At 66.5% G+C, this 13,380-nt stretch carries 10 protein-coding genes; 7 read left to right on the forward strand and 3 right to left on the reverse strand.

The annotated features are described in order from the left end of the window. Positions 1-346: 346 nt before the first annotated feature. Genes ASE96_RS10665 through ASE96_RS19365 form a run of 5 tightly spaced genes read left to right on the forward strand, consistent with a single transcriptional unit; the run spans position 347 to position 8,975 of the window. Positions 347-2,593, forward strand: coding sequence for a hypothetical protein (locus ASE96_RS10665; protein ID WP_056429723.1), 2,247 nt, complete (start codon positions 347-349; stop codon positions 2,591-2,593). 4 nt (positions 2,594-2,597) lie between these two features. Continuing rightward, positions 2,598-3,833 carry a hypothetical protein gene (locus ASE96_RS10670; protein WP_235500208.1) on the forward strand — a complete coding sequence of 412 codons (1,236 nt, stop codon included), beginning with the start codon at positions 2,598-2,600 and terminating at the stop codon, positions 3,831-3,833. 39 nt (positions 3,834-3,872) lie between these two features. Next, complete coding sequence (locus ASE96_RS10675; RefSeq protein WP_056429728.1) at positions 3,873-4,592, forward strand: hypothetical protein; 720 nt, start codon at positions 3,873-3,875, stop codon at positions 4,590-4,592. A 27-nt stretch (positions 4,593-4,619) separates the two neighbouring features. Next, positions 4,620-5,927, forward strand: coding sequence for a hypothetical protein (locus tag ASE96_RS10680; RefSeq protein WP_056429730.1), 1,308 nt, complete (start codon positions 4,620-4,622; stop codon positions 5,925-5,927). A gap of 18 nt (positions 5,928-5,945) precedes the next feature. Further along, positions 5,946-8,975, forward strand: coding sequence for a glucosaminidase domain-containing protein (locus ASE96_RS19365; protein WP_200913038.1), 3,030 nt, complete (start codon positions 5,946-5,948; stop codon positions 8,973-8,975). Positions 8,976-9,058: 83 nt separating this feature from the next. Here ASE96_RS19365 and ASE96_RS10690 read toward each other — a convergent pair whose 3' ends face one another. Then, the gene (locus ASE96_RS10690; RefSeq protein WP_056429732.1) at positions 9,059-9,718 is read right to left on the reverse strand and encodes a DNA alkylation repair protein; all 660 of its coding nucleotides are present in this window, start codon (positions 9,716-9,718) and stop codon (positions 9,059-9,061) included. Between the two features lie 231 nt (positions 9,719-9,949). Here ASE96_RS10690 and ASE96_RS10695 point away from each other — a divergent pair, with 231 nt between their 5' ends. After that, entirely contained in the window at positions 9,950-11,539 is a 1,590-nt protein-coding gene (locus ASE96_RS10695; protein WP_056429733.1) for an HNH endonuclease, read from the forward strand. A 117-nt stretch (positions 11,540-11,656) separates the two neighbouring features. On the opposite strand, the gene ASE96_RS10700 is transcribed toward ASE96_RS10695, so the two are convergent. Together ASE96_RS10700 and ASE96_RS10705 are read right to left on the reverse strand one after the other, a co-directional pair. Next, entirely contained in the window at positions 11,657-11,977 is a 321-nt protein-coding gene (locus ASE96_RS10700; RefSeq protein WP_056429735.1) for a GYD domain-containing protein, read from the reverse strand. A 202-nt stretch (positions 11,978-12,179) separates the two neighbouring features. Next, the gene (locus ASE96_RS10705) at positions 12,180-12,638 is read right to left on the reverse strand and encodes a universal stress protein (protein WP_056429737.1); all 459 of its coding nucleotides are present in this window, start codon (positions 12,636-12,638) and stop codon (positions 12,180-12,182) included. A gap of 173 nt (positions 12,639-12,811) precedes the next feature. On the opposite strand from ASE96_RS10705, the gene ASE96_RS10710 reads away from it, so the two are divergent. Further along, the gene (locus ASE96_RS10710) at positions 12,812-13,327 is read left to right on the forward strand and encodes an LURP-one-related/scramblase family protein (RefSeq protein ID WP_056429739.1); all 516 of its coding nucleotides are present in this window, start codon (positions 12,812-12,814) and stop codon (positions 13,325-13,327) included. Positions 13,328-13,380: the final 53 nt, after the last annotated feature.

Consider the following 13,380-nt stretch of genomic DNA (forward strand, 5'->3'; position numbering starts at 1 on the left):
GTATTCAGAGACCGGCCGCGGCATACGCGGCGATCGTCGACATTGCTACGCAACGTTGACGGCTAATAAGGAACCCGGGCGGATCATTTCCGTCATGAGTGCTGATTGTTCCGTGATATTACTGCGCGTCTGGCGGAACCCACAAGGGGTGATGATTCGGGTACGGACCGCGAACGGCAGCCAGCGGGAATGGGTGGTTTTCGGGACCGTTGAACTCGTTATGTTGCTCGAAGCACTTATTGCTGAGCTGGAAGATGAGCCGACGACGGGAATGGAGACAGAAGATTGACGGTGAAAAACACAGCTGTGACAGACGCTGAAAACATTATCCTGTAAGGAGGGTGTCATGGACGCACAGTCCGGTTTCACCGGCGAGACCCTGTTCTCTGGCCTGTCATTGGCCGAACCTCCCCCGGCCCCGGCCTTTGCCCGGGCGGAAGCCCCCGAGGCGGTCTTGAGCACGCCCTTCCCGGCCCGATTCATGACGGAGGCCTTAGCCCCGGAAGTCGATGAGGCGGCAGCGTTCTACACCGAACTCGAAGACGAAGACTTTGTGGACGCCCTGGACCGGCTCATCAACGAAGCCGCGGCCCACCAGTTGGCGGATCAGCGGAACTGGTCTTCACTTCCGGCGGAGGCGGACACCCGGGCCTCGCTGGAGGACTGGGTGGAGCCGATTGCCGCGGAGGCCGAACGGGCAATGGACGGATTCGCCGAACGGCTCGTGGCAGCGGATGTTTACGGTTTGCCGGCCCAGGAGTTTGAACAGCTCCTCGAGGCCGCCAGCAACGAATCGCAGTACGGGCTCTCCGGCTACGAAGGTTTCATCGGCGGCATCATCCGGGCCGGAAAGAAGCTGGCCCGCGGCGCCGTCGGGCTAGTCAAAAAGGGCATCGCGGCCGTCGGAAAAGTCCTTCCCATTGGTCTCCTGCTGAACAAGCTCAAAGGCCTGGTAAGGCCGCTGCTCAAGCGTGTCATCAGTTCCGCCATGAACCGTCTGCCGGCCAGCATCCGGCCGTTCGCCCGCCAATTGGCAGCCAAACTGGGGGTCGCAGAAGCCGAAGCCGAGGACCCGGCGTCCGCCGAGGGGCTCGCGGAGCTTTTTGAACTTGAAGTCGCTTCGTTGCTCTACGCCCCCGAAGCCGAAGAAGAACTCGGTGAGAGCTTCTTCGAGCCGCGCGAATACGAGTCCGCGGATGCTGTGGCCGCCTTGGACACGGCCCGCGCCAAGTTTGCCGCGCGGCTCGCGGAACTGCCCGAGGGCAGCAGCCCGGAAGCCGAAATCGAACAGTTCCTGCCCGCGGTCATGGCCGTGCAGCCTCTCATCAAACTGGGCATATCCATCATCGGCCGGCAGCGGGTGGTCAACTTCGTGGCAGGCATCATCGCGGGCCTCACCAAGGGGCTGATCGGCGCCGGACCCGCCAGGATGATCGCGACGCCGGTCGCCGACCTGGGCCTCAAGGTCTTCGGCTTTGAGACGCAGGCCGAGTCGGAACGGCTCCTGTCCGGTGAAGCCGTGGCGTCCACCGTGGAGGGAACCGTCCTGAAGCTGATGGAACTCCCCGAGAGCGTTTTTGAGGACCAACTGCAGCTCGCAGCCGCTGTGCAGGAGTCGTTCGTGGAATCAGCCGCCGCCTACCTGCCGGACAAGATCCTGCACCACGACCTGCCGGAGCGCGAGACCGCCGGCGAAGGCGGCGTCTGGCTGCTGATGCCGCGGTCAGCACGGCCCCGGTACCGTTACCGCAAGTACACCCGGGTCTTCCCCGTGCGGATCAGCCGCCAGGCCGCCCGTGCCATCCTCTGGTCCGACGGCGGCACCCTCGAAGGCCATCTTCTCGACCGTGGCGTGCGCCGGTGGCCGCTCGAAGCCGAGGTGGACCTCTTTGAGGCCATCCCGGGAACCCAGTTCGGCCATCTGACCCAGGATGAAGGAACGGACGAGGCTGAAGCGGCGGACGCCACGGAGTTTCAGCTGCTCACCCCGGATATCGCCGGGATGCTCCTCGGCGAGCCTGCCCTCGGCCGACGTGCCGGGCCGGTTCCGGCCATCGGCAGGCAGCGGCCAAAAGTTGGCAGGCGCTACTTCCGGATACGGGCTGTTGCCTTGGCGCGCGGCAAGGCCAAGCTGCGGCTGGCCCGGCGGCTGTTGGTGCTGCTCGAACCCTCCAGGCGGCGCCTGCGGGTCCAGCTGAGGATCTCGGAACGTCAGGCCCAGCAGATGCTGGCCATGCTTCAGCCCTCGTCACCGTCCGCCAGGCGGGATCTGCCCTCGGTGCTCGGCGCCCTGCACGCGATCTATGCAACGACGCTGCCCGCGGTACTGGTGGCCCGGATGGTGCGGCACGGGCTGGTCAAGGACGCTGCCGAGGCGGCAGCCCCGGTGGATCGCTTGATGAAGGCGGTGGCAGCGGGGTTGTCCAAGTTTCTGACCCAACGCGCCGCGCAGCTCGCGGCGGCGGTGGCCGAGCCGCCGGGCGGGGTAACCATCTCGATCACGTTTTCGGAACTGACCAGGGAAAAGCTGGGCGGCGAACTCCAGGTGCCGGAGGTAAGTGTGCATTCGGGGTGGAAGTACAGTGGCCAATGATTTCGTGACAGAGCAGTCGGCACTGGGCACGGAAGTCCGCCACTGGCGCCGGGCCAGCATCGCCCTGACGGACCTGGAGGTGCTGGCCGCGCCCGCGGCCTGGCTGTCGCTGGAAAGCTACCTCGGCCTCAGCGTCCGTTCCAGCCTTCGGTCCATTTCCACGTCGGTGGTGGCGGAGGCTGACCACCTGAGCGCGGCCCTGGCCGCCGCCCGCACAGCCGCCGAGCTGCGGGCGGTCCGCACCGGCCTGCTGAAACTGCGGCAGCGCTACGAACAGGTGGAAACGGTGCTGGATTTTTACGGTGATGCAGTCAACACCCGCACCAATCCCCGGATCGGCGCAGTGCTGCGGGGCCTCGATGCGATTGCGGTGGACAGCATGGACCGGGTCCTGCGTCCCCTCGGGATCCCTACTCCCCCGGTCCTTACCTACCTGGACAAGGGCATCGGCGCCTCCATCCTGCGGTCCGGCGCCCGGCTCTGGGATGCCTCGCTATCCCCGGTGGCCGCGATCAAGATCACCCGGCACAACCTGTGGCGTCCCACCTCGCTGGTCCACGAAACGGGCCACCAGGTGGCCCACCTGACCGGCTGGACCGAGGAACTGGGAACCGCACTTTACAGCCGCCTCGCGCCGGTTTCCGTCGTCACGGCCGAGAGCTGGCGGAACTGGGCCAGCGAGGTAGCCGCGGACGTCTACGCATTTGTTCTGCTCGGCTACGCACCGCTGCCGGCGCTGGCCACAGTGGTGGACGGCCCCAGCCGGAAGGTATTCCGGATGCCGTTTGGCGACCCCCATCCGTTTGGCTGGGTCAGGGTGCTCTTCAATGCGGGCCTTTGCCGGTCCTGGTTCGGCCCCGGCCCGTGGGACGACCTGGCCCGGGCCTGGATCAACCGCCACCCGCTCGAATTTGCCTCCCGCGAGGTCCAGGAAATCGGCCGGGCGAGCCTGGCCCAGCTGCCGGCCCTGGCGGACGTTTGCACACGCGCTCCGATGCGGGCCTTCGGCGGCGTCCCGATTACGGCGCTCGCCCATCCGTTGAGCGTGGCTCCGGCAGAACTGGCCCGGCTGGCAGAGCGGGCCGGAGCCTCCCTATACACCTCCAGCTACCTCGCGCGGCTGGAGGCCATGCGCGTCCTTGCCTTGTCGGTGCTGAACGGCGACGCCAAGGCGACCGACGACGACGCCGTCGAACTTTGGCTCCGACGCATGGGCGGCCCGGCCGCCGTCGCCGCCTGAGACCCCTGAGAGCAGCACCGGAAGGAAAGTGACATCGAAATGGAACAGAAGGACACCGGCGCGGCGGCATCACCGGGGCAGGCGAAGCCGGCCGACGCCAAAGTTACGGCCCGGGGCCCCGCCAAGACCGCTGCCCGGGACACCACCGCCCAGGAAGCAACAGCCCAGGCGATCCGGGATGCCGCCCGCGACTTCAGTAAGGAAATGGCGGGATCGATCAGGGAAGTCCTGAATGAACAGAACGTGCTGTTGGCCCAGCAACTGCGGTTGAAGGAGACGGACATTGCCCTGGTGCAGGAGTTGCTCGCCGAGCGCAGCTCGCGGCAGGCGTCCGACGAGGTGCTGAGGCAGGAAATCGACCGGAAGACCGAACCCAGGAAAAGGGACCGCCGCGGACCCCGCGTGATCGACGCGGAACCGGAGCAGTTGCTGCTGGCGCTGCAGTTCAATGCGCTCTCCAGCGTTTTGGTCAGCCGGAAACGCACCGGCGTCCAGCAGAAGGACACCCTGATTCCGTCGCCGGAAATCCTGGACAACCCCGGAGAACGCACGCCCCCTTACCTGCTTAAATTCGTGGCACCTTTGCCGAGCTCCACCGAAACCGTGGTGGTCAAGTTCCTCGACGGCGGGCTGGCCCAGGCTCCCGCCAGCGAGGTCGGCGACGGATATCTGGGCCTCGATACAGACCAGGTCCACTTCGTCGAACTGCTTGACGACCAGGAAACTCCGATCGCGCTGGGCATCCCGTTTCGGCGCTGACCACCAGAAACCTTTGGAGGCCCCACAATGTTCCGCACCCTCGCCCGACTGGTGGTTGATCCTACGCTGACAACCCCCGCCGCCGTTCCCAACCCCGAAATGGTGTTTGCCCACAATCCCATCCAGCTGAGCCGGTGGCTGGAAGAAGCCTTCGCCGTCAACGGGTTGGCCAGTTTCCTTCCCGCCCCGCCCACGCTCCCCAGCACGACCACGGGAAGCCAGGCTGTGGTGGACGGGCTGAAAATGCCGCCCGGGCTGCTGACCTCGCTGCCCTCCGGCATCAGCCCCGGTACTGTCATCCCGCCCGGATACCAGGAGCCCACTCCGTTGGGGACAACGACGCCGCTCCCCTGGGACCACCTCATCTATGCTTTCCTGCTGGAAAATACCGGCATAGTCGAGATCCTGGGCGAAGTGGTCCGCCGTTACAAGGTGGGTGAGACTCTCGCGCCCCCCAGCCTTCCCACGCTGCTGTGGGCGAGGCACACCGAGGAACTTTTCTTCCGGGATCCCCCGGCCTTCCATATCCTCGGAGTCTCCAGCCAGCTGCGGCCGGATGCGCGGGTCAACCGGCGCAACGCGTATTGGCGCATGTTTGGCCGGGACCTGTCCCACCCGCCGCTTGGCGCCCCGTTGGAGGGCCAGCCGTGGAAGCGCGACGTCGGTGCCGGCTCGAACACGCGCTTCTTCGATCTCTGGGAGGAGCTGCTGCGGCAGGTCTGGCAAGGCATCCTCAACGACCGGAACCAGGGTGGACCCAACGCCACTGACCGCAGCTTCATCGCGTATCTGTGCCAATCGATCGCCGAGATGCTTACTATGCGGCGCCGCGGCGGCATGCTGGCCCAGGAGGAGTTCGCGTACGTCACCATGCTCAGCTGGTTCCATCTCACAGTGGAATATGACACTTCCGTGGTGAAGGACCTCAAGGCGGAAGCCGACGCCAACGGCAACCCCGCGGACCGGTTGGCGGCCATCGGGGCGCGCGTGGGGATAACTCCGCCACGGGAGACCCGGGAACTGTTCGAACTCGCCGGGCTGCTGTCCCCGCTCATGTGGTTCATCGAAAACGGGGCCTTCAGCTCGGAAACCAACGCCGAGATGCTCTACCACTCGAATCTGGTCCCCAACCCCGTCGTTGCGGACGCCATGATCCGGATTATTGACCTGTGGCAGTCGGCTACCGGCACCCGGATCAAGGATCCAACGGTTGTCTCGGTCAGCCCCGACGCCAAGCGCCCCACCCAGCCGCTACGCCTCCCGGAACCGACTCCGACGGCGGCGGCCCCGGTTTTCACCGCGCCCTCGCCCAACGGCAAGTCGGCCCGGGTCTAACACGGTAAGGAAGATGTCATGGAGGACTACTTGGCTACCCAGGTCTTCTCGCTGAACGGTGACGGGGAGACCGAACAGGAACATCCCACCTGGCCGGTAAAGGAGGACGTCTTCTCTTTCCACGATAGTCCGGCAGCTACGGAAGCAATGGATGAGGGGTTGGCCGCAACACCGGACCCCAGCGAAGCCTGGCGGGAGGACTACGTGGCGGAGGATACCTACAACGCCCTGACGTGGAACCACCCGGAGCAGGAACAGGAGAACCTCACGTGGCAGGTGCAGGCGGATCTGGCCGAACTTGAATGGCTGGCCGAGGAGTCTGCCCCCGGCGAACTCGAGGGCTCCGCTCCGGACGGGGGCGCGGACATCGATGCCGGCCGACTAACCATGGACAGGCTGCCCTTGCTGCGCCCTCATCGCGGCACTCCCCCGGATCTGGTGCTGAAATGGAACAGCATGCCCCGCACCGGACCGGTGGATGTTGTGGTCCATCTCCACGGCTATTCCGGCCGCCGGGAGAAGATGACCCTCGTCCGGGACAAGGAGCCAGCCAGCGGACTGGACTTCACCGATCCGGCCGATCCCTCGGCACGCGACCGCACCCGGCCCACCTTGGCCGTACTGCCACGCGGTCACTACTTCGGCGGCAACAGCGGTGCGGGCTACTCGTTCCCGGAGCTGGTCAAGCCGAACGGGCTCAAGAAGCTGATAACCGCCGCCCTGGAGGCCTTTAATGCCCGCACCGGCGCCAGCGTCAGCCAGGGCAAACTGATCCTCACGGCCCACTCCGGCGGCGGTGCGGCGCTCATGGCCATCCTCAAGCACACCGACCCGGACGAGGTCTTCACGTTCGATGCCCTCTACTCGGACCCCGCCGCCCTGATCAAGTGGGCGAGCCGGCGCCACCAGGCCGGCTCGGGGGCGCTGCGGGTCATCTACCGTGGCGGTGAACCAACGGCCCGCAACAGCCTGCGCGTGGCTAAAGCCCTGCAGGCCCTGGGGTCCTCGCCGGCATTCCGGGTGGAAGCCACCCGGACCGCCCACAACGACATCCCCCGCCGCTTCGGCTGGCGGTTACTGGCAGACCCCGCGGCAGATCTGGCCAACGCCACGGCAAGGGAAGACACGGCAAGGGAAGACATGGCATCGGAGGTCATGTCCGCTGAGGGCAGTGCCGCTGAAGACCAGCGCGGCGAGCCCGACGCCGGCCAACTCCACTTCGGCGAGAGCGGGTTCCGTTTCGAGGATCCTTCGGCGTTCTCCGAGACGGACAAGGCCGAATCCGAACACGACGAAAGCGAAGATGCCGAAGCGGGTGAGGCATTCGAGGACGAGGAAAGCGAGGACTTCGCCGGCGAGTCCGGCGAGGCCGAGGCAGGTGAGTGGGAACTGGCGGCGGCGGAAGCCGAGGCTGAGGACATAGGAGAGCATGAGACGTTCCCGTCCGGGCAGGCGCTGAGCCTCGCCTCCGGGAAGACCGGCCAGGGCGAGGAGCACTGGGATCCCAACGGCACCGGGTTGCCACTCTATGAGACGGGCCCCGCGGTCCGGGGCCTGAAGCTCTCGCCCAACTTCACCGTCGGGGAGTTGGTCTACAGCGGCGGCCAGTATGCAGACAAGGCGCGGATTTCTCCGCTCCTGGTCGCGGCCTTGCAGAAGCTCCGGGACCGGGTTGGCAGGCCGGTGCGCATCACCTCCGGCTACCGGTCCTGGGACCGCAACGTCGCCGTCTACCGGCGCAGCAATCCCCCGAAGAAGCCGACACTCAGCCGGCACTGCAGCGGGCAGGCCGCGGACATCACGGTGGCGGGAATGACGGGCATGGCGATCGCCAAAGCCGCCGTCGACGCCCTGGGTGACGGCATTGGAGTCGGTATCGGCGCCGGTTTCGCCCATATTGACGTGCGAGGGACCTGGACCTCCTGGACCTATCTCCCGGGTGCTGCGGGGAAGGCCGCCGTCGCCGAGATCAACGAATACCGGAGGAACCGGAATAGGGGTCCGGCACCGGCCCCCGCGCCCGCGCCGCTGAAGTCTGACCGGGCCGCCGGCCGCGTAGTGCGCGGCAGTTTCACGAAATGCGCCACGGGCGAGCAGCCCGGGGCACGGGCCATGGCGGACCAGTGGCGCCGGCTCACAGGACGCCACGCCGGAACCTACAACTGCCGTAAAACGGAGGCAGGCACGCCGTCGCTGCACGGCGAGGGCCGGTCCGTGGACCTGCACGGGATGGTGGACCGCCCTCTCGAGAAGGCCCAGGCGGACGCCTATGTCGCCTGGCTGAAGAGCAACGCCGTCGAGCTCCAGGTGGCCTACCTGATCTGGAACCACAACCAGTGGAGCTGGGCACGTCGGAACGAAGGCTGGCGGCCCTACCCCGGGGCCAACAAGCACATCGACCACATCCATGTTGACCTCAGCTGGGAAGGGGCCCGCAACCCCAGTCCCCTATTTTCCGGCGCGGTTCCCGGGATCAGCGGATTAGATGCACCACCGCAGCCCAAGCCGCCACCGAGCCCGCCAAAGAAGGTCTCGGCAGTGCCCGCGCACGTTGTGGACTTCGTGGGCCGCTACGGCCCGCACGCGCAGCGCTCGCAGGCCACCAGCGGTGTGCCGTGGCTCGTGACCCTGGGGCAGGCCGCCTTGGAATCGGGCTGGGGCACGAAGGCACCGAGGTTCAACTTCTTCGGTATCAAGGCCAAGGCCTCGGTCCCGGAACCGCAGCGGCAACTCCTGCAGACACGTGAGGTGCTCAGCCACCCCAACGGGAAATTTCCCAAGGTCATCTCGGTAACGCCGTCAAACGGCCGGTACGTCTACATCGTCTTGGACTGGTTCCGGGCGTACGCCTCGGCGGAGGAGTCATTCGCCGATCACGGCGATTTCCTGCGCCGAAACGCCCGCTACAGCCGGGCCTTCGAGCACACCGCCGACCCGTACGCCTTTGCCAACGCTGTGGCTGCTGCCGGGTATGCCACAGATCCCAGCTACGCCGCTACGCTCACAAGCGTCATGCGGCTGATCGAACGGGCGAACGCCGAACAGTAGCAGTTGCACGGCGGCGGCGTCCGGGTAAGGTCGCCGCCGCGTGGACCGCTTCCGCTAACTCCGGGCCTTGCATTCCGGCATGCTCACGGTAATACGTCCAGCTCGGGTCGCCGCTTGGCCATGTCGGTGAGCACAAGGTCCACCGCTTCCGCGGCGACCGCGCCGTCGTCGTCCTCCAGCAGGTCCGGCCGGCGCGGCTCCGCCAGCACCGAGCGGGCGTGGCGCACGAACCGGGGCCAGTCGCCCGCACCGGCGCGGAGCTCGCGCAGCGGGGACAACAGGGCGGCGCGGCGGAGCCAGCCGTCGGGATCCCGCACCCAGCGGTCCAGGACGCTGCCCGCGCGCACCCTGCCGATTGTGTCGAGTCCTGCGACCAGGGGGCCGACGACGTCGACCGCGAGCGGATCCACCAGGGCGGCCATCCGTGCGCTGCGCACGAAGCCCTCGATCCGGGTCAGGTCCGTGTTGGTCAGCAGGCGGACGCTGGACTGCAGGAGAACGGCGGCGGCGAGGCGGCGTTCGAAGACCGGCACGTCCCACAACTCGGAACTGAGAGCGGTGATGTCATCGTGGGTCAGTTCCGGATGGCGGCGCAACGCATCGCGGACGGTGCCGCGCACGGCTCCGACGGACGCGCCGTAGTAGCGGTGGCCACCACCGTGCCTCGCCTCGGATTCCTCCGCGCGGCTCCACGACGACTCGCGCTGGAGCGCAAGGTCGATGAATTCGCCGGCTTCGCTCATGCAGCCATTCTCCCGCATGAAGGGGGCATCATTACTGTCGCAGGTGCCCGATAGCGTGTATTCATGGACGGCAAGCAGCGGCCCGACGTGGCTCGACAATCGGATGCTGCAGAACCGGCGGCTGGGCAACCGGGGCGCGGAGCCTTTCCGGCGGATTGTCTCTCCGTCCGCACCGGTTCGCCGTCAAATGTCAGAGCATCTAATGTCAGAGCCCAAAAGTAGAGTTTGATCATGGACGGCAAGCAGGGGCCCGGCGCATTTCAGCCGGCTGGAGAAATTGATTCGGCTGGCGCAGTTAAGCCAGAAGGCGTGACGGTCGCGGAGGTGGCCCTGGCGCTGAGCGGCGATGTGGCTGAGCTGAACGGTGCGCAATTGATTGCTGAAATCCGGGCCTTGGAAGACCAAAAGTCTGCCCTGGCTGCCCGGCAGGCACGTTTGTCCGTCGCGTTCGATCTGTTGCAGCGCCGTGAACAGGCCGACGCCGGGATGCCGGCGGCCGAGCTCGGGGCCGGGGTCGGCGCGCAGATTGCCCTGGCCCGGCGCGAATCCCCGGCAAAGGGCGGCCGGCTCCTCGGCCTGGCCAAAGCCCTCGTCACCGAAATGCCCCACGCCCTCGCTGCGTTGGAGGCCGGGCAGCTCAACGAATGGCACGCCACCCTCCTGGTCCGGGAGACCGCGGGCCTGACCGCGGAGGACCGGGCCGCCGTCGACGAGGAGCTCGCCGCCGACACCGGGACGTTCGACGGCGCCGGGGACCGGCGCATCATCGCCGCGGCCCGGGCCGCGGCCTACCGCCGGGACCCGCGAACCGTCACGCAGCGGGCCAGCCACGCCGCCACCGAACGGCACGTCAGTCTCCGCCCCGCCCCGGACACCATGTGCTACCTCACCGCCCTGCTCCCCGCCGCCCAGGGCGTCGCGATGTACGCCGCCCTGACCCGGCACGCCGACACCCTCCACAACGCCGGGGACTCCCGCACCCGCGGCCAGCTCATGACCGATACCCTCGTCGAACGCACCACCGGCACCTCCGGCGGGATCAGCGGCATCGAACTCCAACTCGTCATGACCGACCGCACCCTCCTCCAAGGCGACAGCGAACCCGCCCGCCTCCCCGGCTACGGCATCGTCCCCGCAGCCTGGGCCCGCGACCTCCTCCAAAATGAAGGACAAGCCACCCGCTCACGCCAGAAACCACAGGGCCCCGCGCGAACAGGCATCGGCGGTCCGGGCACAGGCGAGGGCGGCACGGAGAGAACTGAGGGAACAGGCGAGGGCGGCGCTCGAACCGAGGACACGAATTCGACAACGGATACGGCCAGGGACACGGACGGGGACAAAGCCTTCACCGTGTGGCTGCGGCGGCTCTACACCGCCCCGGGCACCGGTGAACTCACCTCCATGGACTCCCGCGCCCGGCTCTTCCCGCCCGGACTCCGCCGCTTCATCCAGACCCGGGACGATACCTGCCGCACCCCGCACTGCGACGCCCCGATCCGCCACTTCGACCACATCATCCCCTGGCACCGCGGCGGACCCACCACCCAGGCCAACGGCGCCGGACTCTGCGAAGCCTGCAACCACACCAAAGAAAACCCCGGATGGACCGCCACACCCCGGCCCGGCCCCAGACACACCCTCGAGATCCGGACCCCCACCGGCCACACCTACCACTCCACCGCACCCCCACTGCCCGGGACGGATACCCCCGCAGCCGTTTCCCGCCAGCAGGCTAAGCTCCGCTACCGCGAGCGCCGCGAGCTCCTGCATCGCTTGAAGTCCGACAAACGCGCGCGTCTCAGCAGAGCCCATGCAGCCTGAACCCACGGGGGAAGTGAGGCGTGGCCGCACTGCGGAGCGTGGACGCCCGTGCCGCTCTATGCACCGCGTTGATTATTAGAAAGAACTGCGCCGGTCAGGGTGTCGGCTGCGTACCCTCTACTGCCCGGGCGCCCGGTAGGACGGTGTCTTCTTTGCTGCGTCATCAAGGTCTCCCGGTGTCATGAGCGGCTTCAGGTGCACGTTCACGGAGCCCGTCGAATTGATCATGAGTGAAAGGGCTGCGGCGTCGGCCGGCTCCGGGACCTCGAAGACCCCCAGCACGTCCGTCTCGCCGAAAGCGTAGTAGAAGCATTCGAGGGATCCTCCCACGGATTTGAGGGCTTCGACGAGCGCGTCCCGGCGCTTCGTGCCTCCTTCACGCATGAGGCCTTTGATGCCCTCGCCCACGTAGTTCGCTTCGAACAAATACTTGGCCATGGTTCTTCCTGTCCCGTGATGTCCAGGACTCGGGCTCCCGCAGGAATGAGCAAGGCACTTTGGAGGGGAAGTCCCGGAGGTGGTCCCCGCAATGGGGTTGTGGGCACATAGTAGGCCCTCATTCTCGCGCTTACAACGCTCGCCGGAGAGCCCCTCGCCAAGCAGCGAGCCTCGGCCATGACGCCCGCTGGCAACTCACGCCCTAATCGTCCTTCGGCCGGACAATGAGGACGGGGCAAGGTGCGTGGGTGATGATCTGGGTGGCGACTGAGCCAACGTGCAGACCGGGAAATCCGCCGTGCCCGCGCGAACCAACGACCACCAGATCGGCGTCCTTGGCGGCGTCCATGAGTGCTGACGCCGGCGAATCGCTGTGCACGACCTGGCCGGTGGCTGCCACTCCTTCATCTTCAGCGGTCTTCAGGGCATCAGCCTGGAGCGTCTGTGCGATCTGTTCGGGGGAATCCTCCGCCACGATTTCTCCGGCGGCCGTTTCCAGTACCGCCGGAAACCACGCGAGCGGCGGTTTGCTCCAGGCCGTGATCAGGCGAACCTGCCCCCCGCGCAGTTTGGCCTCGTCAAGGGCCCACGTCAGTGCATTGTGAGAATTCTCGGAACCGTCAAAACCAACCACAATCACGAAAGAGCCTGTACTGGTCATTGTCTATCCATTCCCTAGCTTCGCTGAGCAGCCTGGACTTTTCAGTTTCTGCGCGCTTCAAACCCAGTGTCAAGGAGTCATCCCAGAGCCCGCAGGTTCTTGCGCCGGGACGGCCCGGGGGTCATCCGTTTTGGGTGAGTCGCCAGCCGGGAAGGCGGTCCTAGGTTGGGGGTATGGGACTACTACGACACCGGGATAAAGAACCCGCAGGTGAGCGTTTTGTGATGCGCGAAAAACTGATGTCGATCGGGGATGACTTTTGGATTGAAAACGGACAGGGCCAACGCGCCTACAAGGTCAATGGCAAGGCACTTCACTTCAGGGACACATTCGTTCTGGAGGATGTTTCGGGAGCCGAGGTGGCCCGCATCCAGGAACGCAAACTCTCGATCCGGGACAAGGTCGCCATCGAGCGGGGCGGGGACACCGCCGCGACGGTCCAGAAGGCGCTGATAGGGATCCGGGACCGCTTCGCCATCGATGTGAAGGGCGGCGCAGACATGAAGGCACACGGCAACCTTGTCGACCACGAATACAAGATCGAGCGCGACGGCGACACTGTCGCCACTGTTTCCCGGAAGTGGTTCCGCGTCCGTGATTCCTACGGCGTCGACATCACGGCGGGCGAGGACGTCCCGCTCATCCTGGCGATCACCGTCGCCATTGACTCTATGACGACCCGGGGTTAACCGGACCGTTCGGAAGAGCCGGGCCGGCCGGAAAGCCTTCGACGGCGGTGAGC

The organism is Arthrobacter sp. Leaf69, assembly GCF_001422645.1.
In the GTDB taxonomy this organism is placed as follows: Bacteria; Actinomycetota; Actinomycetes; order Actinomycetales; family Micrococcaceae; genus Arthrobacter.